We start from the raw sequence: 26,784 nt of genomic DNA on the forward strand, positions 1-26,784 counted from the left end.
CAGGCTTTGTTGATTCAGGCCTGGATTTTCAACGCAACCGAAAGATCTTCGTCGCCGGCGATATCGCGCATCTCGGCGAGGCTGCGCTGGTCCAGCACCTCGGCGATCGCCTGCCGGACCTCGAGCATCAGATGTCGGACTTGGCATGTCGCCTCGTTGCAATCTTCACAGCGCTGATACTGGGTGCGGCTGGCGCAGGGGATCGGTGCAAGCGGCCCGTCGAGCACGCGCACGACGTGGCCGACCTTGATCTCGTCCGCCGGGCGCGCCAGGCGATAGCCGCCCTCCTTGCCCTTGCGGCTCTGGACGAAACCGGCATTGCGCAATTCGCCAAGGATGGCATCGAGGAACTTTTTCGGAATGTTGTTTCCGCGGGCGATGTCGTTGACGAAGGCGAGCTGTCCAACCGGTAGGCGCGCCAGATGGACGAGCGCCTTGAGACCGTACTTACCTTTTTTCGTGAGCATAACCCGAACGTTTCTCTGTCATGCGATGGCGCAAGGCCACCGGTTGCGAAACGCCTGGCGTGCCTCCCCGCCGCGTCCAAGCTGTCACTACAGATAAATTCTAGTGACATGATATACAAGCCGGGAAACGTTGATTTTGCTTCGTTTTCAAGCCGCAATGGCCATTTTGGCCGGGGCTTGCGCCCTTGGGAGCACAGAAGCCTCCGCCAATGGCACACCGGCAAACCGCCCGGCGACAGGAATGTCCCGATCGGCGAGAATACCGGCAGCGGCTTCTACCCGTGAATTTGAAGGCCAATGCATGCTGCGCGCGGCAATAAGGAGGGTGTCGTCGCTCATCGTCCTCTCCATCCTTCAATGTCGATAAGAATACTAGACTTATCCCTTAACACAGGAAATTCGTTTTCAATTACTCGGCCGTTCGCAGCATGGATTTGCCGGTGAACGCGCCAAAACGGAAAATTCTTGTTTGCGGCTGACGGCGCATTCGCCGGTCGCCCGAAAGACGCGAAGCGCCAGTGTGGCGAACGTCGATCGCTCCTTTCGGGGCAAATCGCAAACGTTCGACATTGCCGAGGCCTCCGTCCCCGTGGTTCGAACAGGTGCGAAGCACCGGAGCTTCGGCACCGTTCCCGTCCGCTACCGACTGCCGGCCGTCATGGCAGCAGAGCAATCCCCAGCCGCCACATCCGCCTTCGCGCCGCGTTACCGACGGCTTTTTTCTAACAAGCCGGCAATGGTTGGAAGGATTTTACTCTACAAGGATTATAGACTTAGCTGACTATGAAGGGCGATCCGGTTTTTCTGTTTTCAAGGAGCCTTTCATGTCCACCCGCCAGCCTAGGCCGAGTATTCGCGGCGCTGATCGCCGCCCTTGTCGTCGGCGTTCCCATCGGGCTGGCGATCGGCATCAGCACCGTCGGGCGCGGCATCTTCGATCCGCTGCTCGAATTCCTGCGGCCGATCCCGCCGCTTGCCTACCTGCCGCTGGTCATCATCTGGTTCGGCATCGGCGAGCCTTCCAAGATCCTGGTGATTGCCATTGCCATGCTGGCGCCGGTCGCACTGTCGACGGCATCGGGCGTCCGCGGCGTCTCGCAGGAGCGCATCAATGCGGCACGCTCGCTCGGCGCGACGAGCATGCAGCTTGTCCGGCATGTGATCCTGCCCAGCGCGCTGCCCTCGATCCTGACCGGTCTGCGCATTGCACTCGGCGCCGGCTGGTCGACGCTGGTCGCCGCCGAGCTGGTGGCGGCAACGCGCGGGCTCGGCTTCATGATCCAGTCGGCGGCCCAGTTCCTGGTCACCGACGTGGTGGTGATGGGCATACTGGTGATCGCGGTGATCGCCTTCGGGCTCGAATTCGTCATCCGCAGGATCGAGCGCGGGCTCGTGCCGTGGGCGGGACGGGAATGACTGGGGGCCAGGAGAGACACACCAGGAGAGACATATGACGATGACCCATTCCACCGCTGTGCTGTTCGCGCATTTCGGCCATTGGCTTCGCCTGGTCAGGACCGGGGACAAACAGCCGCCTGAAGACGAACGCAAATCGCCGACGCCGGTCCAGCTGGATGCCGAGCGCAACCGCCTGCCGCCGCGTGACGAAAGTTTCTACTGGGGCTGGCAATACTGGTCGCGGTAACCGGCTCGGCATGTCTGTGCCGCAGCGGCTCCCGAGGATCGACGTCCTCTCAAATCCGCGAACGGTTCGCCCAGGCCAATCCCGCCAGGCCGACCAGCACCATCACGACCCCGGTATAGAGCCATTGCGACTGGCCGGTCATGAAGCTGCCGCCGACAAGGCCGATGCCTTGCAATGACCACAGCACGCCGATGGCGAGCACAATCAAGGCTAGCAGATTTTTGATCAATCTCATTGCTAAAACTCCTTTCCAAGTCGATCATCAGCCGCGCTCCGGCCGGAATGGAATAGCGAGAAGAAGTGGCTCGGTCACGCCAGCTTCTACTTAGATGCTAACCTCCGATCTTGCGCAAGACATCCGCAGATCGATGCAAAGATCATCAAGGAAGCTGTGCTGCGCTGCGGAAACTCTATGACAAATTGTTTCGCGCCGACTCCAAACGTGTAACATTGCCATGGAGCCGACAGATCATTGCCGCATTTGCTGCCTCATTCGCCCCTAACCGCTGCGGGTCTGTCAACGGAGCCAGTCCCCAACACATGAACAAAAGCAATCAGACCGCGCTTGTCGCGGCCACGATCGCGGCTGGCCTGATGGTCGGCGCATCCACTGCCAGCGCCGCCGCGCAGTGCGGCCGTGCCTCCTGGTACTCACTGCATTCCAGAACCGCTTCCGGCGAACGCATGAACCCGTCGGCGCTGACCGCAGCGCATCGCAGCCTGCCGTTCGGCACCAAGCTGAAGGTGACCAACCGCAACAATGGCCGCAGTGTCGTCGTGCGCATCAACGACCGCGGCCCGTTTATCAGGGGCCGGATGCTCGATCTGTCGAAGGGCGCCGCCAGTCAGCTCGGCTTCATCAGCTCGGGCCATACCGCTGTCTGCATGGCACGCGTCTAACGGTCCGGTCGCCACGGCCGGACACCTCCTCCGATGATCGTACCGATAGCCGTACTCTCTGCTACGCCTTCGCAGGTGCACATTGAGCCGGCTGTTGCCATTGAAGGCGGATTCTCAACGTCTTGGACGAAAGAACGAGCATAAATCACGCAAGTTGACGTATTGCATCGCAGCAGATTGTTGCTAACCTCCCGCAAGACACAAGGCTCGGCGCTGCTCGTCGGCCCTTCGATCGCAGTCGGCAGCGGGGTTCTCGATGTTCTACCAGCTTTACGAACTGAACCATGCCGCTTTGCAGCCGGCCCGCCTCTATGCCGATACGGTGCGCCTGTTCTACTCCAATCCGCTCAATCCGATTTCACACACGTCCTGGGGCCGCTCGATTGCAGCAACAGCCGAATTGTTCGAGCGCACGACGCGCCGCTATGGCAAGCCGCAATTCGGCCTGACCAAGACCGTGGTCGACTGGAAAAACGTCGAGGTCAGCGAACACACCGTCTGGTCGCGACCGTTCTGCAACCTGGTCCGTTTCGAGCGGGCGGTTCCTGCCGGGCGCCGGCCGGATCCGAAGCTGTTGATCGTGGCGCCGATGTCGGGCCACTATGCGACGCTGCTGCGCGGCACGGCCGAGGCGATGCTGCCCTATGCCGACGTGCATATCACCGACTGGGTCGACGCCCGCATGGTGCCGCTCGCCGACGGCAGCTTCGACCTTGACGACTATATCGACTACATCGTCGACATGCTGCATGCGCTAGGCCCCGACACCCATGTGATGGCGGTGTGCCAGCCTTCGGTGCCGGTGTTGGCGGCGGTGGCGCTGATGGAAGCCAAGTGCGATCCTTTCGTGCCCTCGACGATGACGCTGATGGGCGGCCCGATCGACACGCGCCGCAACCCGACGGCGGTCAATCTCTTGGCCGAAGAAAAGGGCATCGACTGGTTCCGCGACAACGTCATCATGCGCGCGCCCTGGCCGGTGCCGGGCTTCGGCCGCGAGGTCTATCCCGGCTTCCTGCAGCTTTCGGGTTTCATGAGCATGAACCTCGACCGCCACATCATCGCCCATAAGGACTTCTTCATGCATCTGGTGAAGCATGACGGCGACAATGCCGAGAAGCACCGCGAATTCTACGACGAATATCTCGCGGTGATGGATCTGACCGCGGAATTCTACTTGCAGACGGTCGACACCGTCTTTGTCCGCCAGGCCTTGCCCAAGGGCAAAATGACGCATCGCGGTGTTGCGGTCGACCCTTCGGCGATCCGCAATGTCGCCCTGTTCACCGTCGAGGGTGAGAACGACGACATCTCCGGCCTCGGCCAGACCAAGGCCGCGCACGATCTCTGTGTCAACATCCCGGCCGACCGGCACGCCCATTACATGCAGCCGGCGGTCGGCCACTATGGTGTATTCAACGGCTCGCGCTTCCGCTCCGAAATCGTGCCGCGCATCGTTGATTTCATTACCAGCTATGGCCGTCAGAACCGCGTTGCGGTGAAGCCAAAACTGGTCCGGGCCGGCAAGAAATAGGCGATCGACGATGATGCTGCGCCCGCGACTTCGCATCAGGTCGGCCAACGCTAAAATTACCGGTTGGAACCGGTGTAGTCCATTCGAGCTGTTGCACAATAGTCGCGTTGGCGCCACGCGGGTAACCATGCCGCAAAATCAATCCATCCTCATAATTGACACGGACTGTAAATACCCCTTAACGTTTCGTTAATAACAAGGGACAAGCGGGGACAATGATTTCCTCACCAATGGCGAGAACGCTGCGCCTGTGCGCGCTGGCTGGGCTGACAATGGCAGCAGGTTGGGCCAGTTCGGCATCGGCAGCCAGCCCGATGGTGACAGGGGGCCCGACCTCGCAGCCGATCGGCCATTATGATTTCTGCAAGACCTACCCGTCCGAATGCTCGGTCCGCCCGAAGGACCTGTCGCCCGCCAGCATGACCGGCGCGCTGTGGCGCAAGCTCATGAGCGTCACCGCTCGGGTCAACGCCGCCGTCAAGCCGATGAGCGACTTCGACATCTATGGCAAGGACGAGGTGTGGGCCTATCCCGACAAGGGCGTTGGCGACTGCGAGGACTATGTCTTGGAAAAGCGCCGTGAGCTGAACCGGCTGGGCGTGTCGTTTGCCGATCTGCTGATGACTGTCGTGCGCAAGCCCGACGGTGAAGGCCACGCGGTGCTGACGGTGCGCACCGACAAGGGCGACTACATCCTCGACAATCTGACCGACCAGGTCCGTTCCTGGGACCAGACCGGCTATCGTTTCCTCAAGCGGCAGGCGATTGACAATACCGGCCGCTGGGTCTCGATCCGCGGCGGCCAGCAGGTTCTGGTCGGCTCGGTCCAGTAACAAAGCAACTCATTTCGGCTGTGCCAGCGCGGCGCGGATCGACGCAATGATGCGGCGAAGCTCGGCTTCGTCGAGCTTTTCGATGTTGTCGGCCAAGAGATTGGCAAGCTCGGTCGCCGCCGGGCTAAGGCCCGACGTGTCGAGCTTGACGCGCGGATGCGAGGTTTCGGCCAACCGCGCCAGTTCCTCGGCCTCGTCCCAAATGATGTTGAAATAGCCGATGATCTTCTGGATCAGCGTCCAGCTCGGCGCGCCGCGGCGGCCGTGTTCCAGCGCCGACAGATAGGCCGCACTGACGCCGATCGCCTTGGCCATGTCCTTCTGGCTGACGCCGCGCTCGCTTCTCAGCACGCGAAGTTTTTCGCCGAACGGGGTCACAAGCGCATCCTCATAGGTGCATCCTCATGGGTGTGTCCTCATGAGCGCGCCCGCCGCAAGCGGATATAGAGCGCGCCCGAGCCGCCATGGTTGCGGGCGGCATGGTCGTGGCTGGAGACGAGGGGCCGGAAGGCGGGCGTCGACAGCCATGACGGCACGGCGCGCCGCAAGACGCCATCGCCGCCCGACGAAGAGCCCTTGCCGGTGATCACCAGGACATAGCGGATCCCGCCGGCATGCGCCCGGTGCAGAAAGGAGAACAGCAGCGAATAGGCTTCGTCCTGGGTCAGGCCATGCAGGTCGACGCGGCCCTCGATCGGCAGCCGGCCCTTCGACAGTCTGTCCAGCGTCGGTTCGTCGAGTGCGTGGGAAACATGTTGCGCCTTCGGTTTTGCGGCCGCGGCAGGATTGGCCGCGACCTGTGCCGGCGGCGGCGCGTGCCTGGCCTCGTCGATCTCCGGCCCGACGTGTGGAATTTCGACGGCGGTTTTGCCCTTCAGCGGTTTTGCCGTGCGCGCCACCAGGTTCCATAGAATCCGGTCGTCCTCGCTCAGCCTGTCGATGTGCCGGGTCATCGGTCTGCTCCTGAAACCAGCGACCGGGGGATCAGCGCATAAAAATCGGCGGCGTTGCGGATGACGCCGGCGATCTCGCCGGCCGCGTCGCCCGACCCGGCAAACAAATCGCCGCGGGCCGGCCCGGTAATCGCCGAGCCGGTGTCCTGCGCGATCATCAGCCGCCGGAACGGTTTTTCGTCGAAGGCGGTCAGCGACGGCGCATCGATATAGAAAGGCGTGCCGAATGTGTGCAGCAGCCGGTCGACGGCGATCGAGCGGCCGGGTGTCAGCGGCACCTTGGCGGCAGCGATCGGGCCGAGCTCCCGGTCGTCGACGCCCATCTCGCGGAAGAAGATGTAGGAGCGGTTGCGCCACAGGATCTCGTCGATGCGCTCCGGATGCGCCTTGAACCAGGCGCGGATCGACTGCATCGTCACTTTCTCCAGCGGGATTTCGCCTATGTCGCTCAGGATCTTGCCCGGCCCGGTAAAGTGCTGGCCGGATTTGGCGGCATAGGTGATGCGGCGAAGCCTGCCATCGGTCATGTTGAGCCGTGCCGCGCCCTGTACGTGGATGAAGAAGGCGTCGACCTTGTCGGCGAGCCACGCGATCTCCAGGCCTTTTCCAGCAAGCGCGCCGCGTTCGATTTCGCCGCGGTCGAAATATTCGACCGGGCCGTTCGGCGCCTGGCGAGCGAAGGCGAGATAAGGGTCCATGCCGGAAGGACGATTGGCACCGTCGATATCGACAAGGTCGGCCGGGCGCGACAGCAGCGGCACCGAAAATCGGTCCGTGCGCACCGGCGAGGCTTCGACGTCGGGCTCGTAAAAGCCGGTGACGAGGCCGAAGCCGCCGTTTTCTGCTTCTATATGGGCCGGCACAAAGTGGCGCTCGAAGAAGCTTCGGGCCTCGAATCGATTCGCCGGCGAAACGGTGCGTGCTTCGGCATAGGCTTCAGCAAAGGCGTTGAAATCGATGCCGAGCGCGCCGGAGCGGTAGGGTTTCGTCAGGACATGAAAGGCCGAGCGGCGAAAGGCGGCGAACACCGGGAGATGGTCGTCCTCGTCCCAGCCGGGCAGCTGGTCAAAGGATTTTCTGCTGAAAGAGGAAGATAGCGACACCGGAGCCTCGCCGTCGCCTAACGCGCGACGCGCTTTAGGTCTTTGTTTTTATGCATGTCGTTGTCCCAAACCGCTGTGCACTTTTGGGCGACATGCATTCAATCTTCTTCTTCGGTGGCGACGAGCTTCCAGTTCGGATCGCGCGAGCGCGCGTCGCGGGCGAAGGTCCAGACGTCCTTGACTTCGGCGACGGTCTCGGGATCGCCGTCGATGACGGCGCCGGCCTTATCGCGGGTCGCCGAAATCAGTTCGCTGACGATGCGCAGCGTGATGTGCGCCTCGCTGCCCTTCATCTCGGCCGAAACGATGTCGGCCTTGTCGATGCCGACGAAGGAGGACTGGATCTTTTCGGCCTTTGCCTCGCGGTCGCCGATGGCCGCGACGAAGCCGTCATAGACCTCGCGCGACAAAAGGTTCTTCAGCGTTTTGCGGTCGCCATCGGCGTAGGCCATGACGATCATCTCGTAGGCCATCTTGGCGCCGTCGACGAAGGTCTTCGGGTCGAAGGTCGGATCATTGTCCTTGATCGCCCGCAGGCCCCGGTTGAGATCGGTGTCCGGCTTAGCAAAGGCATCGATCGCCACATAGGCATCGGCCGCCGGCTCTCCCGCCAGGCGCTTGCGCGGCAGCGAGACCACGTTCTCGGGTTTCTGGGCGGCATCCTTGTCGTTTTTGCGCCCTGCCGTATATGGATCGAAGGGCGGGCGTTCGTTGCCCGTGCGTCGGCCAAGCACGTTGCGCAGTTGGAAGAAGATCACCACCGCCGCAATCAGAAAGAAAATTGTGCCGAAGTCGAAGAAGCCCATATCTTGCGCCAATCAATCCCTGCTTTGGCCGGACCAGCGGCCAAGCAAGGGCCGCGATCACATAGCGTTCAGTATCCAAAGCATATAGAACGCATGCCGCAATCATTCAAATCAAAGGCAGCCATACCTATCTAACAGCTCTGGTGCCAGCGGCGATTGCTCGCCGGCCGGCAAAACATCGAAACGATCGGTCAAGATTTGCGTATTTCGCTGCTTCCCCTGTTCATTCTCGCGCTTCCGCTGCTGGAGATAGCCGGTTTCGTCATTGTCGGCCGCCAGGTCGGCGCGCTGGCGACGGTCGGTCTGGTGTTGGCCTCGAGCGTGGCCGGTGCCCTGCTGCTGCGGCACCAGGGTTTTGGCGTCATGGCCAGGGTCCGTGCCGAAATGGATGCCGGCCGTGATCCGAGCCGCCAGCTTGCGCATGGCGCCATGATCGTGCTGGCCGCGATCCTTTTGATCATCCCCGGCTTCATCTCGGATATTTTCGGCATTCTGCTGTTCCTGCCGCCGGTACGCGATCTTGCCTGGCGGATGCTGAAAGGCCGCATCGTGCTGGCCACCGATTTCGGCGGCGGTTTGCGGGCAAAGCAACGCGGCAAGACCATCGATCTCGACGACGGCGACTATTCGCGCGGCGACGACCATGCGCGCGGACCGGACTCTCCCTGGCGCCGCCTCAAGGACGAGTAGCCGCAAGGCAACCGGCAAAGCCCGTCCTTTGCAAACTTGTCTTGTCGTGCCGGCCATGATAGCGAACGCCCGAATTTCAATCCGGTCAGCAACGCTGCCCAGGCAAAAGGATCACAGCTTATGGCCAGCAAAGACGACGCGCCGACCGGCGCGGCCAATGGTAATGGAAATGCGGCGCAGCCTTCGCTCAACGTGCTCGCGCAATATGTGAAGGACCTGTCCTTCGAAAGCCCCGGCGCACCGAACTCGCTGCGCGGCCGCGACAAGGCTCCCGGCATCGCCATCAACGTCAACGTCAACGCCAACCCGCTTTCGGACAAGCAGTTCGACGTCAATTTGACGCTGAACGCGAAGGCGTCGTTCGACCAGGAAGTGCTGTTCAACGTCGAGCTGGTCTATGGCGGCGTCTTCGCCATCAGCGGCTTCCCGCAGGAGCACATGCTGCCGATCCTGTTCATCGAATGCCCGCGGCTGTTGTTCCCGTTCGCCAGGCAGATCATTGCCGAGGCGACGCGCAATGGCGGCTTCCCGCCGCTGATGCTCGACCCGATCGATTTCGCGCAGATGTTCCAGCAGAAGCTGGCCGAGGACCAGGCCGCCGCCGGCAAGGTCAAGGCGAGCTGAACCTGCTATTGTGAAGTTCTGAAAAACCCGGCCTCGCGCCGGGTTTTTGTTTGAGGCGCCGGCGGCATTCGGTGCCGCGTTGCGCTCTCAATTTCCAGCAACCCTCAACCAAAGTGCCTTTTCGCCGAGGCTGCCGACGAGGCCCGCGTGTGCTGCGCGCTCGGCATCGGTCAGGCGCGGCGGCAAGGCGATCGGTCTGACGCCGATCGAAATGTCGATATCGTCAACATTCTGCCTTCCACCCGCCGGCGTCATGATGCTGTCGAGGATGAGGCTAGCCTGCTTGCCGCCGATGAGCTCGATATAGACCTCGGCCAGCAATTCCGAATCGAGCAACGCGCCGTGCTTGGTGCGACGGCCGTTGTCGATGCCGTAGCGGCGGCAGAGCGCGTCGAGCGAATTGGGACCCATCGGATGCTTGCGGCGCGCCAGCGCCAGCGTGTCGATGATCCGTCCGGGATCGATGACCGGATGGCCAAGCCGGCCGAATTCGAGATTGAGGAAGCCGATGTCGAAGCCGGCATTATGGGCGACCAGCTTGGCGCCGTCGATGAAGGCCAGAAAATCCTCGGCGATCTCCATGAAAGTCGGCTTGTCGATGAGATCGGCGGCGCTGATGCCGTGCACGGCCTGCGCCTCGTGATGGATCGGGCGGCCTTGCGGGTTGATGTACTTGTGGAAGGTGCGGCCGGTCGGAAAGCGGTTGACCAGCTCGACGCCGCCAAGCTCGATGACGCGGTCCTCGCGCGTGTCGAGGCCGGTGGTTTCCGTATCGAAGATGATCTCGCGCATCGAATCAGTCCGTTGGTTCCAGCGTCATTCTAGCCGAATCACACCCGGAACAAAATGGCAACAGGTAATTTCGGCTGCAAGCCTCTTAACCAGGCCTAGCTGCCTTATCCCCGACTAGTTCGGCAATAATCGCCTTGACCGCCGCGCGCGCCGCATCGAACCCTTGGCCGGTGTCGATGACGAAATCGGCGCGCCGGCGCTTTTCGGCGTCGGGAACCTGCCTGGCCAGGATCGACGCCAGTTTCTCCTCGCTCATGCCTGGCCGCGCCAGCACGCGGGCGCGCTGGATCTCAGGTCGTGCGGTGACGACCACGACCTTGTCGACGCGATCCCGGCCGCCGGTTTCGAACAGCAGCGGGATATCGAGCACGACAAGCGGCGCGCCGGCGGCACGGTTTCGAGCCAGAAAGGCATCGGCGTCGGCCCGGACCAGCGGATGGATGATCGCTTCCAGCCGTTTCAGCGCGGCGGCGTCGCCGAGCACCCGCTCCGCCAGCTTTGTGCGATCGACCGCACCGGATCTGGTGGTTCCGGGAAAGGCCGCCTCGACCAGGGGCGCGGCCTTGCCGGCATAAAGGCGATGCACCGCTTCGTCGGAATCATGGACCGGCACGACGGCCTCGGCAAACATCTTGGCCGTGGTCGACTTGCCCATGCCGATCGATCCGGTGAGACCAAGCACGATCATTTTATTGCGCCGATATCGGCAATGATCATTTGCCGCAGCTCGGCGGTGACTTCTGGCCTGGTGCCGAACCAGCGCTCGAAGCCGGGCACCGCCTGATGCAGCAGCATGCCGAGCCCGTCGACGGTCTTCAATCCGCGCGCTTTGGCTGCGGCAAGCAGCGGCGTCTCCAGCGGCACATAGACAATGTCGGTGACGATGGCGCGGTCGGGCAGTTTGCCCGGATCGGCGGGCAGGCCTTCATTGCCATGCATGCCGAGTGCGGTGGTGTTGACCAGCAGGCCGGCATCCTTGAGCAATTCGCCGGTCGCCGCGATGTTGTGGGCGGAGACGCCGGCGCCGAAGCGCCGGCGCAACTCCTGCGCCCTCGCAAGCGTCCGGTTGGCGATGCGGATATCGCTGACGCCGCGCTGCTTGAGCGCATGGACGACGGCGCGAGCGGCGCCGCCGGCGCCGAGCACCACGGCCGGGCCGTTGGCCGCCCAGCCCGGTGCATACTCGTCCAGATTGGCGGCAAAGCCATGGGCGTCGGTGTTGCCACCCCACAATTCGCCATCCTCCAACCACAGCGTGTTGACGGCGCCGATTTGTTCGGCGTCGTCGTCGCGGCGCGCTGCCAATGCAAAGGCGGCCTCCTTGTGCGGGATGGTGACATTGCCGCCGCGAAAGCCACCGGCCTGCAGCGTTTGCAGGAATTCGGCAAAGGCCTCCGGCGCGACGTCAATGGCCTGATAGCTGCCGTCGATGCCGTATTTCACCAGCCAGTAGCCGTGGATTTTCGGTGACCTGGAATGCGCAATCGGGTGGCCGGTGACAAACGCCTTTTTCGAGGCCTCAGCCATCGATCGCCCCGAGCTCGCGCAGCGTGGCCAGCACCGGCAAAAGCGGCAGGCCGACAATGGTGAAATAGTCGCCTTCGATTTTTTCGAACAGCTGGATGCCCTCGCCTTCGATCTGGTAGGCGCCGACGCTGGACAGCGCCTTGGCGCCGACGCGCGCCAGATGGCGGCCGATGAAGGCCGGATCGAGCTTGCGCATGGTCAGGCTGGCGATGCCGACATGCCGCCACAGAACCGCGCCGTCGCGGGCGAGCACGACAGCGCTGTTGAGGTGATGGGTCTTGCCCGACAGCGTGAGCAGATGGCGGCGCGCGCCCTCCATGTCGGCCGGCTTGTGGAACAGCTCGTCGCCGAGCGACAGCGTCTGGTCGCAGCCGAGCACCAGGGCGCCGGGCTTGCGCTCGCTGACCTCGGTGGCCTTGGCCTCGGCAAGCACCAGGGCAACGTCCTCCGGCGACACGCCACTGTTTTGCAGCGGCGCCTCCAGCGCACGTTCGTCGACAGCCGCCGGAACCGCTTCGACCGCGATGCCGGCGTTGACAAGCAGCGCCTTGCGGAATGGACTGCCCGAGGCAAGGATGATTTTTTCAGCCATTTTTGTCGCCTGATTCCTGACCCTCACAAGGGTGAGTCGAGATTCAGGTCAGGCCGAGCCGAAAATGGTGGCTTCCGAGAACCGGAGCGGAGCGTACTTTTGGTACGTGAGCACCGGAAGCGCAGGAAGCCGCCGTTTGCAGGCCGGCATCACCTGAATATCACACGCCCTAGCGCGTCTTGCCGCGCAGGGCAACGATAGCCGCCGCGGTCTCCTCGATCGACCGGCGGCTGACGTCGATCATCGGCCAGCCATGCCGCGTGCAGATCTGGCGGGCATAGGCGAGCTCTTCGGCGATCGCGGCACGGTCGACATAGTCGGTCGGTTCGTAGGCGCTGGTGCCGAGAACGCGGTTTTGCCGGACTTGGGAAATGCGCTCGGCAGTGGCAACCAGGCCGACGATCAGCGGCCTCCTGGCGTCGACCAGGCTTTCCGGCACCGGCACGCCGAGCACGATCGGGATGTTGGCGGTCTTGATGCCGCGATTGGCGAGATAGATGCTGGTCGGCGTCTTCGAGGTGCGCGAAATGCCGACGAGCACGATGTCGGCATCATCCATATTGGCCGGCAGCTGGCCGTCATCATGCTCCATGGTGAAGTTGAGCGCATCGATGCGGCGAAAATATTCGGCGTCCAGCACATGCTGGGCGCCGACGCGGCGACCGGCCGGCGTGCCGAGATAGGACTGGAACACAGTCAGCACCGGTTCCAGCACCGAGACGCAAGGCAGGCCCATCGCCGCGCAGCGTTCGTCGATGCCACGGGCAAGCCTCTGGTCGACGACGGTGTAAAGGATGATGCCCGGCTCCTCCTCGATGTCCTCGAACACTTTTGCCACCTGCTTTTCAGTACGGATCAGCGGGTAGATATGCTCGATGGCGCGCGCATCCTTGTATTGCGCGGAAGCCGCGCGGCCGGCGGCCAGCAGCGTTTCGCCGGTGGCGTCGGAAATCAGGTGAAGGTGAAAGAAGCTCTGCGGTTTGTTCACAGGATACATTCCAGGCTGTGGGCCGATGTGGATAAGCCGGGCGGAAAACTCGGCCACCGCCAAGCGACTGTATCAGATGCCGGGTTGTCCACAATTCGATGCGCTGTCGGCTTCTCCGGGCGATTGGGGACAAGTCCGGGGACGGAGCCTTTTGCCTTCGCTTCATCCACAGGGGCAATTTCTTTGGCCTGGCGGCAACGCGTTGACTTCAGTCGGAAATTCGCGGCTTTCCACAAAGTTCTGCAATCCCGTTGGAGAAGCGCGCGACAATATGCTGGCTGGTCTTTTCGCAGGCAAAGCGGGACAGGAGACAACCACCACAACCAACAGACTCTTAGAATCATAAGATTCCTAAAAATAATATATTTAATTATAGGGAAGCCTGGAAAGGCGAGCGCTCAATGCCCCAAAACCGCATCGTGCTGGACGTGTTGAGAGGCAAGGCAGCATTTCCGCCGCCGCTCTGGATGATGCGCCAGGCTGGCCGCTATCTGCCGGAATATCGGGAGACGAGGAAACGGGCCGGATCGTTCCTCGATCTTTGCTACGATCCCGACCTTGCGGTGGAAGTGACGCTGCAGCCGATCGAACGCTTCGGCTTCGATGCATCGATCCTGTTTTCCGATATCCTTGTCGTGCCGCATGCGCTCGGCCGCGACGTACGCTTCGAGGAAGGACGCGGGCCGCTGCTGACGCCGATCTCGGCGGCGGAGATCGAGGCTCTCGACGGCGAAACGTTTCACGTGAATCTCGAACCGGTCTACGAGACGGTGCGGCGATTGCGCGCCAGACTGCCTGGGGAAACGACGCTGATCGGCTTCTGCGGAGCGCCATGGACGGTGGCGACCTACATGATCGCCGGCCATGGCACGCCCGACCAGGCGCCGGCGCGGCTTTTCGCCTATCGCGAGCCGGCGGCCTTTCTTCGGCTGCTGACGGTGCTCGCCGATCATTCGGCTGCCTATCTGATCCGGCAGATCGAGGCCGGCGCCGACGTGGTGCAGATCTTTGACTCGTGGTCCGGCGTGCTCGACGAAGCGTCTTTCGAATTATTCTGCGTCCAGCCGGTGGCCGAGATCGTCAGGCAGGTCCGAGCCGTTCATCCCGACGTCCCGATCATCGGCTTTCCCAAGGGTGCAGGAGATCACTACCGGAGCTATCGCCAGAAGACCGGCGTGACGGGGCTGGGCCTCGACTGGACCGTGCCGCTGGCCGTGGCGCGGGAATTGCAGCGTGATGGCGCCGTGCAGGGCAATCTCGATCCGCTGCGGCTGGTAGCCGGCGGCAAGGCGCTTGCCGACGGCGTGGGGGCGATCCTGGGGGCGTTAGGGGGCGGACCGCTGATCTTCAACCTTGGCCACGGCATCACGCCGGAGACGCCGCTCGCGCATGTCGAGCAGATGGTGAAACTGGTGCGGAGCGCATCGTGACGATGATGGGCGCGGACGATACGAACAGCGGCGCCAATAGCGGCAAGGCGGCGATGCGCCGCGCGGCAATTGCGGTCGTCATTTTCGTCGTGCTGGCTGGGCTGCTGTTTCTCTTCGGGCCCGATGATTTCTATCCCTGGGCGAAGGCGATCCATGTGATTGCCGTCATCTCCTGGATGGCGGGCATGCTCTATCTGCCGCGCTTGCTGGTCTATCATGCCGATGCAGAAAAAGGCTCGGTTCAGTCGGAGACTTTCAAGGTGATGGAGCGTCGCCTGCTGCGCGGCATCATCAATCCGGCAATGGTGATCACCTGGGCATTCGGCCTGTGGCTTGCCTGGAAAGGCTTTGGTTTTCAGGGCGGTTGGCTGCATGCCAAGATCGCGGCGGTGCTCTGTCTTTCCGCTGTGCATGGCTATCTTGCCGGCGCGGTCCGCAAATTTGCCGAGGACCGCAATGAAAAACCGGCAAGGCACTGGCGGATGGTCAACGAAATCCCCACATTGCTGATGATCGTCATCGTTGTCCTGGTTATCGTGAAGCCATTCTGACGCCTCGACGATCCGCAAAAGGCGGCTTGCTCTTTCAGTCGACCGACGATAAAAGACGGGTCTTCCTTCCCGTCATGCGCCGCCCATTCATCGCTTCGGCCGCGCCCGGCATTTGTCGCATCCCGCCGATATTTTTCCCAAAGCTTACTCAGAGTCCGTCTAATGATGCAAGAAATGAAACTCACAGAGTTCAAGAACAAGAAACCGCCAGAGCTGATTGCTTATGCGGAATCGCTCGAAGTCGAGAATGCCAGCGTCATGCGCAAGCAGGAGCTTATGTTCGCGATCCTGAAGAGGTTGGCGACCCAGGATATCGAGATCATCGGTGACGGCGTCGTCGAGGTGCTGCAGGACGGTTTTGGTTTCCTGCGCTCTGCCAATGCCAATTATCTGCCGGGTCCGGATGATATCTATATTTCGCCGTCGCAGATCCGGCGGTTCTCGCTGAAGACCGGCGATACCGTCGAAGGCCCGATCCGCAGCCCGAAAGAAGGCGAGCGTTATTTTGCGCTGCTCAAGGTCAACACGATCAATTTCGACGACCCGGAAAAAATCCGCCACAAGATCCATTTCGACAATCTGACGCCGCTTTATCCGACGTCGCGGCTGAAGATGGAAATGGAGGTTCCGACTTCGAAGGACATTTCGGCGCGCGTCATCGACCTGGTGGCGCCGCTCGGCAAGGGCCAGCGTGCCCTGATCGTGGCGCAGCCGCGCACCGGCAAAACGGTGCTGCTGCAGAACATCGCCCACTCGATCACCACCAACCATCCGGAATGCTATCTGATCGTGCTTTTGATCGACGAGCGGCCGGAGGAGGTCACCGACATGCAGCGCTCGGTGAAGGGCGAGGTCGTCTCCTCGACCTTCGACGAGCCGGCGGTGCGGCACGTTCAAGTCGCCGAAATGGTCATCGAAAAGGCCAAGCGCCTGGTCGAGCACGGCCGTGACGTCGTCATCCTGCTGGACTCGATCACCCGCCTCGGCCGCGCCTACAACACCGTGGTGCCGTCATCCGGCAAGGTGCTGACCGGTGGTGTCGACGCCAACGCGCTGCAACGGCCGAAGCGCTTCTTCGGTGCTGCCCGCAATATCGAGGAAGGCGGCTCGCTGACCATCATCGCGACGGCGCTGATCGACACCGGCAGCCGCATGGACGAGGTCATCTTCGAAGAGTTCAAGGGCACCGGCAATTCGGAAATCGTGCTCGACCGCAAGGTGGCGGACAAGCGCATTTACCCGGCCATGGACATCCTCAAATCCGGCACCCGCAAGGAGGACCTGCTGGTCGCGCGCCAGGACCTGCAGAAGATCTTCGTGCTGCGCCGCATCCTGGCGCCGATGGGAACGACCGACGCCATCGAGTTCCTGATCGACAAGCTGAAGCAGACCAAGACGAATGCCGACTTCTTCGATTCGATGAATACGTAAGGGCTGGTGGGGAGCCAGGAATAGGCATCCAACGTATTGGAGATGACCAATCGTCGATGCCGGCTCCGCCCTTCATTGCCCTGCCGGGCGTTTCTCCCCGTAAACGGGGAGAAAGAAGCTGGCCGCAACCCTGGCATCCGCTGAAGATTGGCGAAATCGTCGATGAGAGTGTCCCTCTCCTACAGGGAGAGGATGTCGGCAGGCAGGTGAGGGGCAGCGCAAACATCCGGGGCGATTGCCCCGCGTCTCTGGCGCCCTTACCTATCCGCGCCGCAACCGCCGTTCGAGCTCCTCAGCGTCCGTTATCACCGGCAGGCAGACCTGCCCCGTGCACAACCAGGCGCCGGGCTTACCGGTTGGCGGCAGAACGCCACCTGGGAGCATTGGCAGGTTTGTCGCCGCGCCGACCGGTACGACTATGTCGACACGGCGCGGATCCGGGTTTCGATTCGTTACCGGAACGAGCTGCGGTTTGGGCAGGTTGTCCACGATCACCAGTTTCAGCGGCTCGAGCGCCAGGGCACAGGCATTGACGATTCCCGCCTGGCCGTAAGGCTGATGCTCCGCCCGCCCGGCTGCGTGCTCGGCGACTGTCCAGGCTTTTTCCCAGAGATCGAGATCGCCGGAAAGCGAGGACAATCGGACCATGGCTTCGATGATCTGGCCGGTGGCTGAGGGAATGGCTTCGTCGACATCGCCCCTGATGCGGATCGGCACATCCGTGCTGTCCGATGCGGTCAGATAATAGCCGGTCTTGTCGCTGTCCTGATGCCAGAGGTCGAGCTGTTCGAGGAATTGACTGGCCCGATCGGCATAGCTGGAACGGCCGGTCGCCTCGAATAACGAGACCGCCGCATTGGCCATGGCGGCATAGTCGCTCGACAGAGCCGGAAACAGCTTCTTTGCGCCGAGCATCGAATGCGGCAGGCGGCTGTCACGTCCGGCACCCGCAATGGCGGCAAAGGCCGCTTCCGCCGCTTCGATCCAGTCGGCACGGCCAAGCGACCGTCCCGCCTCGGCAAGGGCTGCAATCATCAGGCCGTTCCAATCGGTCAAGGCCTTGCCGTCACGTCCCGGCCGGATACGCTGTTCTCTTGCCGCCAGCAATTTTTCCCTCAGCGGAACGAGCTGCTCGCGGTGAGCCACGCTTTGGGGCTGCTGGGTTTCGGTCTGGTGGATGATCGGCTTGCCCTCCCAACCATGCGGGCTGGAAAGCGGGAAGTGGTTGAAAAACAAAGAGGATTCGTCGCCGAGAGCGGCTTCTATCTCATCCCTGGTCCAGGTGTAGAAGAGCCCCTCCTCGCCTTGGCTGTCGGCATCGAGGCTGGCGGCGAATGCACCGCTCTCGACGCGCATTTCGCGCAACAGCCAGGTGACGGTCTCTTCGATTCGCAACCGGAACAATTCATTGTCGGTCGCCGCATAGGCCCAATTGCACAGGCGGACGAGCTGGGCATTGTCGTAGAGCATCTTTTCGAAATGCGGCACCAGCCATTCGGCGTCGGTCGAGTAGCGGCTGAGGCCGCCGCCTATGTGGTCGTAGATGCCTCCGGCCAGCATCTTTTCGAGGCTGAGGAGGACGGCGTCGCGGTGCGATGCGGTGCCGTCGCGCAGCCAGGACAGCCAGAGGCTCTGCATGAACGGCGCGTTGGGGAATTTGGGCGCGCCGCGCAGGCCGCCCAAATCCCTGTCGATCATGCCGTCAATGCCGTTGGCGAGCTTCGTCAGCGTGTCGCGGTCGAGCACGGCCTTGCGATGTATGCTCGCCAGCCGCGCCTCGACATGCGCGGTCAAGCCATCGGCGCTTTGCCTAACGCCCTGTCTTTTCTCTCGCCACGCCTTGTCGACCGCCTCCAGCACCTGGACAAAGCCCGGGCGGCCGTAACGGGCTTCGCGTGGAAAATAGGTGCCACCCCAGAACGGCTTGCCATCCGGGGTCAGGAACATGGTCAGCGGCCAGCCGCCCTGCTCACCCATAGAGGATAGCGCCGCCATGTAGATCTGGTCGATGTCAGGGCGCTCCTCGCGGTCGACCTTGATATTGACGAACAGACGGTTCATGACGGCGGCGACGTCGTCGTTCTCGAAGCTCTCATGCGCCATGACGTGGCACCAGTGGCAAGCGGCGTAGCCGACAGAGAGCAGGATCGGACGCTCCAGCGCCTTTGCTTCGGCCAGAGCGGCGGGCGACCATGGCCGCCAGTACACCGGATTGCCGCTGTGCTGCTGCAAATAGGGACTGGCCTCTTCGGCAAGCAGGTTTTGTGCAGGCAATGTCACGGCGCAACTCGATGGGCGGATTGAACAGGCATAGCTAGGGCGCTTCGGCAGAGCGGGCAAATGATTTCAAAAGACTCCATCGTAGCGCTGTCGAGCGGGCGCCTGCCGGCCGGCATTGCAGTGATCCGGATTTCGGGGCCGCAGAGTCGATTCGCAATCGAAACGATCGCCGGGTCGATGGTGCCGAACCGCGTCGCCACCTATCGCAAGTTCCGGGCGCCGGACGGATCGGTGCTGGACAGCGGCCTCGTCGTGTTCTTTGCCGGTCCCGACAGCTTCACCGGCGAAGACATTGCCGAGTTCCATGTGCATGGCGGACGCGCCGTCGTCGGGAAGATGCTGGAGACGATGGCCGGCTTCGATGGCGTCCGGCATGCTGAGCCGGGCGAATTCACCCGCCGCGCTTTTCTCAACGGCAAGCTCGACCTGGTCGAAACCGAGGCGCTGGCAGATCTCATCAACGCCGAAACCGAGGCGCAACGGCGCTTTGCCGTGCACAACGCCGAAGGTGTGCAGAGTGAGCTCTATCTGGGCTGGCGGCGGCGGCTGATCCATGCCCGCGCGATGGTCGAGGCCGAGATCGATTTTGCCGATGAGGACGACGTGCCCGGTTCGGTCGCCGATACGGTGTGGTCGGATGTTCAGGCCATGATCGACGAAATCGAGCGCCATGTCGCCGGCTTTCGTGCCGCCGAAATCATCCGCGACGGGTTCGAAGTCGTCATCCTCGGCGCACCGAATGCCGGCAAGTCGAGCCTGTTCAACGCTTTGGCGCGGCGTGAGGCGGCGATCGTCACCGACGAGCCGGGAACGACGCGCGATCTGCTCGAAGTGGTGCTGGACCTTGAAGGGGTGCGGGTCAGGGTAACCGATACTGCCGGTCTGCGCGAGGCGCCTGGCAAGATCGAGGCCATCGGCATTGAGAAGGCCAAGGCCAAGGCGCATAGCGCCGACTTGTTGCTGGTCTTGGAGGACATGGTCACCCCCTTCGCAATCGGCGCGCCGCCGGCTGATATTCCGATATTGAGGGTCGGAACCAAGGTGGATTTGCTGGGAGACAAGTCACTCTCGCCTGCCGGGCAATATGACATCGCTATCTCAACGCGGGACGGCACAGGCGTGACGGAATTGCTGGGCGAGATCGGGCGTCGCGCCGCGGCGCAGATCGGCCAGGCCGGCGATGTCCTGCCGTCGCGCCTGCGGCATGTCGAGCTTCTTAACGAAACGAAGCGCTTCCTGCTGGCGGCCCTGACGGCGGACGAGCGCGGGCAGGAGCTGCGGGCCGAGGAACTGCGCCTGGCGGCGGACCGGCTCGGACGAATCGTCGGCGCCGTCGATGTCGAGGACATGCTCGACGTGATCTTCTCGCAGTTCTGTATCGGGAAATGACTCACGTGAAACATTGCAAGGCTGGCCGGCTTTGGATGATTCACGTGAAACGTTGAGCGTTGACGGCAGGAGGAGACCGGTCCCGTCAATCGAACTTTGCGATTGGAGCAGGCCGTCACGGCTTCGTCATCCCAGGGTCGTCGCGACGTCGCTTCGCTCCTGCTCCGCCCTGGGATGAGGAAGCGGGGGATGCTTTGGCCAATCCCGAAGGCTTCGCGATGCTCAGCTGAGGGAGCGATGAACTCTGGTTGCCATCCCGCCAAATCACGGTGCCACCGCACCGATTGCATTGTTTCACGTGAAACGATTCGTCGTGCGTCCTTGACAGCACCGGCTCTCGGGGACATGTGTCGACCACTTTTGAGTCTGGAACACTAAAATGACCGATCACTACGATGTGGTTGTGGTGGGCGGCGGCCATGCTGGTTGCGAGGCGGCCAGCGCTGCCGCGCGCGCCGGTGCGAACACGGCTTTGGTGACGCTGCGCTTCGACACGATCGGTGTGATGTCCTGCAATCCGGCGATCGGCGGCCTCGGCAAAGGCCACCTGGTTCGCGAAATCGACGCCATGGACGGACTGATGGGCCGCGTCGCCGATGCGGCCGGTATCCAGTTCCGTTTGCTCAACCGCCGCAAAGGGCCTGCCGTGCGCGGTCCTCGAACGCAAGCTGACAGAAAGCTCTACCGGCTCGCGATGCAGGCGGCAATTCGCCAGCAGGCCGGCCTCGATGTCATCGAAGGCGAGGTGCTGGACTTCGAAATCAACGACGGGCGCATCGCGGCGGTGCTGCTGGCGGATGGAGGCAGGCTCGCCTGCGGTGCCGCGGTGCTGACGACCGGCACCTTTCTGCGCGGGCTGATCCATATCGGCGAGAAGAAGATCGTCGCCGGCCGCATGAATGAGCAGGCGAGTATTGGCCTGTCGGCGACGATGAGCCGCGCCGGCTTCAAGCTCGGACGGCTGAAGACCGGCACACCGCCGCGGCTGGACGGCCGGACGATCGACTGGGCGTCGCTCGAGAGCCAGGCGGCGGACGAGGATCCCGTGCCGTTCTCGCTGCTCACCGACCGTATCGAAAACCCGCAGATCCATTGCGGGATTACGCGCACGACCAATGCCACGCATGAGCTGATTCGTGCCAATCTCGGCCGCTCGGCTATGTATTCCGGGTCAATCGCAGGTGTCGGGCCGCGTTATTGCCCGTCGATCGAAGACAAGATCGTCAAGTTCGGCGACCGCGAAGGCCACCAGATTTTTCTGGAGCCGGAAGGGCTGGACGACGACACGGTGTACCCGAACGGCATCTCGACCTCGCTGCCCGAGGACGTGCAGCTGGATATTCTGAAGACCATTCCGGGGCTGGAGCGGGCAACCATGCTGCAGCCGGGCTACGCCATCGAATATGACCATGTCGACCCACGCGAGCTTAAGCCAACGCTGGAGACAAAGCGGATCGCCGGTCTTTTCCTCGCCGGGCAGATCAACGGCACCACCGGCTACGAGGAGGCCGGCGCGCAAGGGCTGCTCGCCGGCCTCAACGCCGCGCGCAAGGCCTCGGCGAGCGATGAAATCGTGCTCAGCCGCACCGAAGCCTATATTGGGGTGATGGTCGACGACCTGACCAGCCGCGGCATTGCCGAACCCTACCGCATGTTCACCTCGCGCGCCGAGTTCCGGCTGTCGTTGCGGGCGGATAATGCCGACGAGCGGCTGACGCCTCTGGCCATGAGACTGGGGATCGCCTCGCCGGAGCGAATGCAGCGGTTCAACAATGCCGTGCAAGACCTTGAGAAAGCGCGACAGCTCGCCCTCAGCACCACGATGACTCCCAATGAGGCGGCGCGCCATGGCCTTGAGATCAACCGAGACGGGGTGCGGCGTTCGGCCTATGAGTTGCTGGCCTATCCCGGTGTCGACATCGCCTGGCTGGCGCGCATCGAACCTGCTTTTGGCGCGATCGACGCCAAAACGGCCGAACGTCTTGAAACGGAAGCGAAATATTCCGTCTATCTCGACCGCCAACAGGCGGACGTCACGCAGATCAGGCATGAGGAGAGCAGGCTTATACCCGAATCGCTCGACTTTGCCTCTGTTCCCGGCCTGTCCAATGAATTGAAGCAGAAGATGCTGGCACGCCAGCCACGCTCCATTGCCGATGCGCAACGCATGGAAGGCATGACGCCGGCGGCGCTGGCGATCATTGTCGCACATGTGCGCAACGCCGAGGCGGCCGCGCGAAGGGATGTTGCGTGAGCGCTGCGTCCTGGGCGAGCCTGCTAGAGGCAGCGGGCCCGGTTTCACGTGAAACATTCGATCGTCTGGTCGAGTTCGAGACCGTTTTCCAGAAATGGAATCGGCGGATCAACCTGGCCGCGCAATCGACGCAGGACGATGTCTGGCGCCGCCACGTCCTCGACAGCGCGCAGCTGGCGCGAATCAAACCAGACGCGAAACGCTGGGTCGATCTGGGCTCCGGCGGCGGTTTTCCCGGCCTTGTGCTGGCCTTTCTGCTAGCTGAGCGCGAACGAGCCAGCATCGATCTGGTTGAAAGCAACCGGAAAAAAGCATCGTTCCTGCAAGCGGTCGTCGGACAGTTCAACCTGCCTGCCAAGGTCATCGCGCGCCGCATCGATGACAGCTACAGGCTTGTTTCGGCACCACAAATCGTCACGGCCAGGGCGTTGGCGTCGCTGCCGGCCTTGCTCGACTTGGCGGCGCCGTGGCTGACGAAGGGTTCGCGCGGCCTGTTTCACAAAGGCCGGGATTACCGCGCCGAAGTGGCAGAAAGCGCTCAACGATGGTCGTTCGATCTGGTAGAACATGCCAGTGTGACCGACGCGCAGGGCGTCATTCTCGAAGTGTCTGACTTGCGGCAGCACCCTGGCTTGTGACCGGCGACCCCCGAATGAATTTCTGGCATAAACCCATGATGAAGAACGGCCCCCGCATAATCACCGTCGCCAACCAGAAGGGCGGCGTTGGCAAGACGACGACCGCCATCAATCTGGCCACCGCGCTGGCCGCCATAGGCGAACAGGTGCTGATCGTCGATCTCGACCCGCAGGGCAACGCCAGCACCGGGCTTGGCATCGACCGGCGGGACCGCACCGTCTCGTCCTATGACGTGCTGACCGGCGAACTCGACCTCGAAGCGGCGGCAATTCCGACGGCGGTGCCCGGCCTGTCGATCGTGCCGTCGACGCTCGACCTGCTCGGCATCGAGATGGAGATCGCATCGGCGCCGGACCGGGTGCTGCGGCTGCGTAATGCGCTGCGGGCTTCGGCCGAGCGCTCGGCCAATTTCGGCTATGTGCTGATCGATTGCCCGCCCTCGCTCAATCTGCTGACGCTGAATTCGATGGCCGCGGCGGATTCGGTGCTGGTGCCGCTGCAGTGTGAATTCTTCGCGCTGGAGGGCCTGAGCCAGCTGCTGGAGACGGTGGAGCAGGTGCGCCGCTCGATCAACCCCGACCTGACGATCCAGGGCATCGTGCTGACCATGTTCGACGGGCGCAACAATCTCGCCAACCAGGTGGTGCAGGATGTACGGGCACATATGGGCGACAAGGTCTATGAAACCGTTATCCCGCGCAACGTCCGCGTTTCCGAGGCGCCGTCCTATGGCAAGCCGGCGATTCTCTACGACCTCAAATGCTCGGGCAGCCAGGCCTATCTGCAGCTTGCGTCGGAAGTGATCCGCCGCGAGCGCAAGTTGCGTGCTGCCTAACAGTTGTAAACAATAAAGCCGATTCGACACCGAAACGATCTGGACGGACGATGAACGAAGATCCTTCGAGAAAAAGACTGGGACGGGGACTGGCGGCATTAATCGGCGAAATCGATCGCCCGGCCGCACCGGAAAAGCCGGGCCTGGCAGCCGACGGCAAGGTGCCAATCGAGTTTCTCAGCCCAAATCCGAAAAACCCGCGCCGGCATTTTGGCGACGCCGACCTGACAGATCTCGCCCAGTCGATCCGTGAGCACGGCGTGGTGCAGCCGGTGGTGGCGCGGCCGTCGAAAACCCAACCGGGCCGCTACGAGATCATCGCCGGCGAGCGTCGTTGGCGTGCGGCGCAACGCGCCGGCCTGACCGAGATCCCGATCATCGTGCGCGACGTCAACGATCGCACGGCGCTCGAGCTGGCGATCATCGAAAACGTCCAGCGCACCGACCTCAACCCGGTCGAAGAGGCACTCGGCTACCAGCAGCTGATCGACGATCACGGCTACACCCAGGCCGATCTCGGCCAGGTGATCGGCAAGAGCCGCAGCCATGTCGCCAATACGCTGAGGCTGCTCAAGCTGCCCGACGTCATTCGCGACATGCTGGTCGATGGCGCCCTGTCGGCCGGCCACGCCCGCACCCTGGTGACGGCCGACGACCCGGCGGGGCTCGCCAAGCGGATCGTCGACGAAGGGCTTTCGGTGCGCCAGGCCGAAGCGCTGGCGCAGATGCCGGTCGGCACTCCGGCAGCTAAGCGACAGCCCGCAGCACCGCCGCAAAAGGATGCCGACACGCTGGCGCTGGAGAAGCTGATGACCAACACGATCGGTATGATCGTGACGATCGAGCACAACCAGCGCGGCGGCGTGATTAGCGTCGCCTACCGGACATTGGAGCAGCTCGATGAACTTTGCCGGCGGCTGAAGCGAGAGTAGGTAGGTTGCTAAAATGCCAAGGGCTTTTAGCCGGCAAATAAAGTTTGGGCTTAAGATCGGCAGTTCCGTCTTTTAATAGGAGAAGGGCCGCGCCGGTGATTGGCGAAATCGTCGAAGCGGTTAATCTCCCCCCTTGAGGGGGAGATGGCCGGCAGGCCAGAAGGGGTCGTCTCACATCAAGCGCCGGCGCCTTGCGGAAGCGAAGAAGATGTCGGCGTTCCACGCGCTGCGACCCCCTCTGTCGCCTTCGGCGACATCTCCCCCGTGACGGGGGAGATCAGTTGCGCTGCGCCAGCCTGTTGCTCTCCACGGCAATGCCGAGCAGTGCCTGCCGCGCCAGCGCTACCGACAAATCCGGTCGCCGGCGCGTCTGCAGGACAGCCGTCTGCAATCGGGTCAAAGCACGGCCAAGGGCCTCGCTGCTCCAGCGTTCGAGTGCTTTCTCGACCAGCTTTCGTCTGGAGAAGAAGACCGGCGGGCGCGCCGCGGCAACGACCGCCGCCGCATTGCGGCCGCCGGCGTCCATCAGGCCGCGCATGGCCTGAATCGTCTGCAACTGCCGCATCGCCGAGGACAGCACCAGAAAAGGCTGGCCGCCGGACTGGCAATGGCGGGTGAAGGCGGTGTCGAAGTCGGCGATCCTGCCTTCGAGCAGGGCGTCGACCGCCGCATCGAAGGACAGGCCGGAGACATCGCCAGACGTCGCCTTGACGTCGTCGAGGCCGATTTCGGTCTGGCCATGCGCATAAAGCACCAGCTTTTCGATCTCGCCGCGCGAGGCCAGCCGGTCGCCGCCGAGATTGCGGCGCAGCGCCTGCCGGGCCTCCAGCGTCATCGACATGCCGGCCTTGCGCAATTCGTCGTCGATGACCGTGTCGATGTCCCTGGTTTCGTCAGCATAGCACGGCAATGCCATGGCATTGTCCGCCGCTTCGACAACTGCGCGCAGGCCGACGCCCTTCTTCAGGTCGCCGGCTTCAATGAGTATGATCGCGTCCCGCGCGGGCTCGGCGGTCAGCGCCTTGATATCGTCGGCAAGCGCCTTCTGGGCGCCGGCATTGCGCACCCATAGCAGGCGCCGCTCCGAAAACATCGGCACGGTGCGCGCTTCGTCGAGCAGGCGGCCCTCGTCGCGATCGACTTCCGAACCGTCCAGCCTGACCACCGAGAACGGATCGTCGAGCGGCAGGCCGGTCTTGGCGGCGAAGGCCTTTGCGCGCTCGGCAACCAGCCCGCGATCGGGGCCGTAAAGCAGGACGATCGAGACGCGCGAATCCGGCCGCGCCAGCCATGAATCGACCTCGTATGCTTTCTTCTGTGCCATGGGTGCTGGTTAGCATGATGTGGCCTCGGGGTGAACGGAGGGTTGGCGGGATTGTTCCGAGACGCCGGAGGGGCAGAGGGGGGCGCAAAGGAAGGCCGGGCTCGCAAGACCTGGCTTCCTCGCCCTCGCGAAGCGGGGAGAGGTGGGCGCGCCGAGGCCGGGGGGGGGGGTGGTCTATTGGGGCGGGTGTGCCGGCACAAGGGAGCGGGGTCGAGGGCCCCCGCGCCCCCAACGGGGGGGGGGGGGAGCGAGGGGGGGGTTCTGG

Annotated in this window: 28 protein-coding genes and 1 pseudogene; 15 read left to right on the forward strand and 14 right to left on the reverse strand. The window is 62.9% G+C overall.

The window, feature by feature from the left end; genetic code table 11:
* Nucleotides 1-14: 14 nt before the first annotated feature.
* Nucleotides 15-467: an RrF2 family transcriptional regulator gene (locus NKJ08_RS26845; RefSeq protein WP_352529988.1), complete on the reverse strand. Its 453-nt coding sequence runs from the start codon at nt 465-467 to the stop codon at nt 15-17.
* 147 nt (nt 468-614) lie between these two features.
* Nucleotides 615-806: a hypothetical protein gene (locus NKJ08_RS26850; RefSeq protein WP_352777337.1), complete on the reverse strand. Its 192-nt coding sequence runs from the start codon at nt 804-806 to the stop codon at nt 615-617.
* 495 nt (nt 807-1,301) lie between these two features.
* On the opposite strand from NKJ08_RS26850, the pseudogene NKJ08_RS26855 reads away from it, so the two are divergent.
* Nucleotides 1,302-1,883, forward strand: a pseudogene (locus tag NKJ08_RS26855) (ABC transporter permease subunit); the annotation flags it as partial.
* Between the two features lie 34 nt (nt 1,884-1,917).
* Complete coding sequence (locus NKJ08_RS26860) at nt 1,918-2,112, forward strand: hypothetical protein (RefSeq protein WP_352529980.1); 195 nt, start codon at nt 1,918-1,920, stop codon at nt 2,110-2,112.
* Nucleotides 2,113-2,161: 49 nt separating this feature from the next.
* Here the strand turns inward: NKJ08_RS26860 and NKJ08_RS26865 are convergent, their stop codons facing one another.
* Nucleotides 2,162-2,347 (reverse strand): hypothetical protein, encoded by a 186-nt coding sequence (locus tag NKJ08_RS26865; protein WP_352529978.1) that lies wholly within the window; start codon nt 2,345-2,347, stop codon nt 2,162-2,164.
* Nucleotides 2,348-2,652: 305 nt separating this feature from the next.
* Here NKJ08_RS26865 and NKJ08_RS26870 point away from each other — a divergent pair, with 305 nt between their 5' ends.
* The 3 genes from NKJ08_RS26870 to NKJ08_RS26880 all read left to right on the forward strand — a co-directional run bounded on the left by NKJ08_RS26870 (nt 2,653) and on the right by NKJ08_RS26880 (nt 5,379).
* On the forward strand, nt 2,653-3,012 hold the full coding sequence (locus NKJ08_RS26870; protein WP_352529976.1) for a septal ring lytic transglycosylase RlpA family protein: 360 nt from the start codon (nt 2,653-2,655) through the stop codon (nt 3,010-3,012).
* Between the two features lie 256 nt (nt 3,013-3,268).
* Nucleotides 3,269-4,546: a polyhydroxyalkanoate depolymerase gene (locus NKJ08_RS26875; RefSeq protein ID WP_352529974.1), complete on the forward strand. Its 1,278-nt coding sequence runs from the start codon at nt 3,269-3,271 to the stop codon at nt 4,544-4,546.
* A gap of 215 nt (nt 4,547-4,761) precedes the next feature.
* A complete protein-coding gene (locus NKJ08_RS26880) occupies nt 4,762-5,379 on the forward strand; it encodes a transglutaminase-like cysteine peptidase (RefSeq protein WP_352529972.1) in 618 nt (205 codons plus the stop codon).
* A gap of 9 nt (nt 5,380-5,388) precedes the next feature.
* Here the strand turns inward: NKJ08_RS26880 and NKJ08_RS26885 are convergent, their stop codons facing one another.
* The 4 genes from NKJ08_RS26885 to NKJ08_RS26900 all read right to left on the reverse strand — a co-directional run bounded on the left by NKJ08_RS26885 (nt 5,389) and on the right by NKJ08_RS26900 (nt 8,241).
* Nucleotides 5,389-5,757 carry a helix-turn-helix domain-containing protein gene (locus NKJ08_RS26885; RefSeq protein WP_352529970.1) on the reverse strand — a complete coding sequence of 123 codons (369 nt, stop codon included), beginning with the start codon at nt 5,755-5,757 and terminating at the stop codon, nt 5,389-5,391.
* Between the two features lie 38 nt (nt 5,758-5,795).
* Entirely contained in the window at nt 5,796-6,332 is a 537-nt protein-coding gene (locus NKJ08_RS26890) for a Smr/MutS family protein (RefSeq protein WP_352529968.1), read from the reverse strand.
* Nucleotides 6,329-7,435 (reverse strand): murein transglycosylase A, encoded by a 1,107-nt coding sequence (gene mltA, locus NKJ08_RS26895; RefSeq protein ID WP_352529966.1) that lies wholly within the window; start codon nt 7,433-7,435, stop codon nt 6,329-6,331. The genes NKJ08_RS26890 and mltA overlap by 4 nt, the downstream gene beginning before the upstream one ends.
* 98 nt (nt 7,436-7,533) lie before the next feature.
* Entirely contained in the window at nt 7,534-8,241 is a 708-nt protein-coding gene (locus tag NKJ08_RS26900; RefSeq protein WP_352784189.1) for a Tim44/TimA family putative adaptor protein, read from the reverse strand.
* A 198-nt stretch (nt 8,242-8,439) separates the two neighbouring features.
* Between NKJ08_RS26900 and NKJ08_RS26905 the strand changes: the two genes are divergently transcribed.
* Both NKJ08_RS26905 and secB read left to right on the forward strand, forming a co-directional pair.
* On the forward strand, nt 8,440-8,931 hold the full coding sequence (locus tag NKJ08_RS26905) for an FxsA family protein (RefSeq protein WP_352529962.1): 492 nt from the start codon (nt 8,440-8,442) through the stop codon (nt 8,929-8,931).
* 120 nt (nt 8,932-9,051) lie between these two features.
* Nucleotides 9,052-9,555 (forward strand): protein-export chaperone SecB, encoded by a 504-nt coding sequence (secB, locus tag NKJ08_RS26910; protein WP_352529960.1) that lies wholly within the window; start codon nt 9,052-9,054, stop codon nt 9,553-9,555.
* An 87-nt stretch (nt 9,556-9,642) separates the two neighbouring features.
* On the opposite strand, the gene dnaQ is transcribed toward secB, so the two are convergent.
* The 5 genes from dnaQ to NKJ08_RS26935 form a co-directional block, all read right to left on the reverse strand.
* Nucleotides 9,643-10,347: a DNA polymerase III subunit epsilon gene (gene dnaQ, locus NKJ08_RS26915; protein WP_352529958.1), complete on the reverse strand. Its 705-nt coding sequence runs from the start codon at nt 10,345-10,347 to the stop codon at nt 9,643-9,645.
* 85 nt (nt 10,348-10,432) lie between these two features.
* Complete coding sequence (gene coaE / locus NKJ08_RS26920; RefSeq protein WP_352529956.1) at nt 10,433-11,035, reverse strand: dephospho-CoA kinase; 603 nt, start codon at nt 11,033-11,035, stop codon at nt 10,433-10,435.
* Entirely contained in the window at nt 11,032-11,874 is an 843-nt protein-coding gene (locus NKJ08_RS26925; protein WP_352784192.1) for a shikimate dehydrogenase, read from the reverse strand. The genes coaE and NKJ08_RS26925 overlap by 4 nt, the downstream gene beginning before the upstream one ends.
* Nucleotides 11,867-12,466, reverse strand: coding sequence for a Maf-like protein (locus NKJ08_RS26930; protein WP_352529952.1), 600 nt, complete (start codon nt 12,464-12,466; stop codon nt 11,867-11,869). The genes NKJ08_RS26925 and NKJ08_RS26930 overlap by 8 nt, the downstream gene beginning before the upstream one ends.
* A 169-nt stretch (nt 12,467-12,635) precedes the next feature.
* Nucleotides 12,636-13,454 (reverse strand): pyruvate, water dikinase regulatory protein, encoded by an 819-nt coding sequence (locus NKJ08_RS26935; protein ID WP_352529950.1) that lies wholly within the window; start codon nt 13,452-13,454, stop codon nt 12,636-12,638.
* 401 nt (nt 13,455-13,855) lie between these two features.
* On the opposite strand from NKJ08_RS26935, the gene hemE reads away from it, so the two are divergent.
* From hemE to rho, 3 genes are all read left to right on the forward strand, one after another.
* A complete protein-coding gene (hemE, locus tag NKJ08_RS26940; protein ID WP_352529948.1) occupies nt 13,856-14,884 on the forward strand; it encodes a uroporphyrinogen decarboxylase in 1,029 nt (342 codons plus the stop codon).
* Nucleotides 14,885-14,886: 2 nt separating this feature from the next.
* A complete protein-coding gene (gene hemJ, locus NKJ08_RS26945; RefSeq protein ID WP_352530014.1) occupies nt 14,887-15,435 on the forward strand; it encodes a protoporphyrinogen oxidase HemJ in 549 nt (182 codons plus the stop codon).
* A gap of 165 nt (nt 15,436-15,600) precedes the next feature.
* The gene (gene rho, locus NKJ08_RS26950) at nt 15,601-16,866 is read left to right on the forward strand and encodes a transcription termination factor Rho (RefSeq protein WP_292407921.1); all 1,266 of its coding nucleotides are present in this window, start codon (nt 15,601-15,603) and stop codon (nt 16,864-16,866) included.
* A 261-nt stretch (nt 16,867-17,127) separates the two neighbouring features.
* Here the strand turns inward: rho and NKJ08_RS26955 are convergent, their stop codons facing one another.
* Nucleotides 17,128-19,146, reverse strand: coding sequence for a thioredoxin domain-containing protein (locus NKJ08_RS26955; protein WP_352784194.1), 2,019 nt, complete (start codon nt 19,144-19,146; stop codon nt 17,128-17,130).
* Between the two features lie 60 nt (nt 19,147-19,206).
* Between NKJ08_RS26955 and mnmE the strand changes: the two genes are divergently transcribed.
* The 5 genes from mnmE (at nt 19,207) to NKJ08_RS26980 (ending at nt 25,195) form a co-directional block, all read left to right on the forward strand.
* On the forward strand, nt 19,207-20,535 hold the full coding sequence (mnmE, locus tag NKJ08_RS26960; RefSeq protein WP_352529944.1) for a tRNA uridine-5-carboxymethylaminomethyl(34) synthesis GTPase MnmE: 1,329 nt from the start codon (nt 19,207-19,209) through the stop codon (nt 20,533-20,535).
* A gap of 379 nt (nt 20,536-20,914) precedes the next feature.
* Nucleotides 20,915-22,789, forward strand: a complete 1,875-nt coding sequence (gene mnmG, locus NKJ08_RS26965; protein ID WP_352784196.1) for a tRNA uridine-5-carboxymethylaminomethyl(34) synthesis enzyme MnmG — start codon at nt 20,915-20,917, stop codon at nt 22,787-22,789.
* On the forward strand, nt 22,786-23,427 hold the full coding sequence (gene rsmG / locus NKJ08_RS26970; RefSeq protein ID WP_352784199.1) for a 16S rRNA (guanine(527)-N(7))-methyltransferase RsmG: 642 nt from the start codon (nt 22,786-22,788) through the stop codon (nt 23,425-23,427). The genes mnmG and rsmG overlap by 4 nt, the downstream gene beginning before the upstream one ends.
* Before the next feature lie 35 nt (nt 23,428-23,462).
* Complete coding sequence (locus NKJ08_RS26975) at nt 23,463-24,263, forward strand: ParA family protein (protein WP_084642633.1); 801 nt, start codon at nt 23,463-23,465, stop codon at nt 24,261-24,263.
* 50 nt (nt 24,264-24,313) lie between these two features.
* On the forward strand, nt 24,314-25,195 hold the full coding sequence (locus NKJ08_RS26980) for a ParB/RepB/Spo0J family partition protein (RefSeq protein WP_352529938.1): 882 nt from the start codon (nt 24,314-24,316) through the stop codon (nt 25,193-25,195).
* 277 nt (nt 25,196-25,472) lie between these two features.
* Here the strand turns inward: NKJ08_RS26980 and holA are convergent, their stop codons facing one another.
* Nucleotides 25,473-26,519 (reverse strand): DNA polymerase III subunit delta, encoded by a 1,047-nt coding sequence (gene holA, locus NKJ08_RS26985; RefSeq protein ID WP_352529936.1) that lies wholly within the window; start codon nt 26,517-26,519, stop codon nt 25,473-25,475.
* Between the last annotated feature and the right edge of the window lie 265 nt (nt 26,520-26,784).

The sequence above is a fragment of the Mesorhizobium sp. M0244 genome, from assembly GCF_040321795.1.
Classification (GTDB): Bacteria; Pseudomonadota; Alphaproteobacteria; order Rhizobiales; family Rhizobiaceae; genus Mesorhizobium.

Coding starts and splice junctions, on each gene's coding strand:
- NKJ08_RS26860 (WP_352529980.1), top strand. CDS start 1,918: ATGACGATGACCCATTCCACCGCTGTGCTGTTCGCGCATTTCGGCCAT.
- rho (WP_292407921.1), top strand. CDS start 15,601: ATGCAAGAAATGAAACTCACAGAGTTCAAGAACAAGAAACCGCCAGAG.
- NKJ08_RS26850 (WP_352777337.1), bottom strand. CDS start 806: ATGAGCGACGACACCCTCCTTATTGCCGCGCGCAGCATGCATTGGCCT.
- NKJ08_RS26865 (WP_352529978.1), bottom strand. CDS start 2,347: ATGAGATTGATCAAAAATCTGCTAGCCTTGATTGTGCTCGCCATCGGC.
- hemE (WP_352529948.1), top strand. CDS start 13,856: ATGCCCCAAAACCGCATCGTGCTGGACGTGTTGAGAGGCAAGGCAGCA.
- NKJ08_RS26930 (WP_352529952.1), bottom strand. CDS start 12,466: ATGGCTGAAAAAATCATCCTTGCCTCGGGCAGTCCATTCCGCAAGGCG.
- NKJ08_RS26870 (WP_352529976.1), top strand. CDS start 2,653: ATGAACAAAAGCAATCAGACCGCGCTTGTCGCGGCCACGATCGCGGCT.
- coaE (WP_352529956.1), bottom strand. CDS start 11,035: ATGATCGTGCTTGGTCTCACCGGATCGATCGGCATGGGCAAGTCGACC.
- NKJ08_RS26900 (WP_352784189.1), bottom strand. CDS start 8,241: ATGGGCTTCTTCGACTTCGGCACAATTTTCTTTCTGATTGCGGCGGTG.
- NKJ08_RS26845 (WP_352529988.1), bottom strand. CDS start 467: ATGCTCACGAAAAAAGGTAAGTACGGTCTCAAGGCGCTCGTCCATCTG.
- NKJ08_RS26925 (WP_352784192.1), bottom strand. CDS start 11,874: ATGGCTGAGGCCTCGAAAAAGGCGTTTGTCACCGGCCACCCGATTGCG.
- NKJ08_RS26890 (WP_352529968.1), bottom strand. CDS start 6,332: ATGACCCGGCACATCGACAGGCTGAGCGAGGACGACCGGATTCTATGG.
- NKJ08_RS26880 (WP_352529972.1), top strand. CDS start 4,762: ATGATTTCCTCACCAATGGCGAGAACGCTGCGCCTGTGCGCGCTGGCT.
- mnmE (WP_352529944.1), top strand. CDS start 19,207: ATGATTTCAAAAGACTCCATCGTAGCGCTGTCGAGCGGGCGCCTGCCG.
- NKJ08_RS26980 (WP_352529938.1), top strand. CDS start 24,314: ATGAACGAAGATCCTTCGAGAAAAAGACTGGGACGGGGACTGGCGGCA.
- mnmG (WP_352784196.1), top strand. CDS start 20,915: ATGACCGATCACTACGATGTGGTTGTGGTGGGCGGCGGCCATGCTGGT.
- holA (WP_352529936.1), bottom strand. CDS start 26,519: ATGGCACAGAAGAAAGCATACGAGGTCGATTCATGGCTGGCGCGGCCG.
- dnaQ (WP_352529958.1), bottom strand. CDS start 10,347: ATGCGCGAGATCATCTTCGATACGGAAACCACCGGCCTCGACACGCGC.
- NKJ08_RS26975 (WP_084642633.1), top strand. CDS start 23,463: ATGATGAAGAACGGCCCCCGCATAATCACCGTCGCCAACCAGAAGGGC.
- hemJ (WP_352530014.1), top strand. CDS start 14,887: ATGATGGGCGCGGACGATACGAACAGCGGCGCCAATAGCGGCAAGGCG.
- secB (WP_352529960.1), top strand. CDS start 9,052: ATGGCCAGCAAAGACGACGCGCCGACCGGCGCGGCCAATGGTAATGGA.
- NKJ08_RS26875 (WP_352529974.1), top strand. CDS start 3,269: ATGTTCTACCAGCTTTACGAACTGAACCATGCCGCTTTGCAGCCGGCC.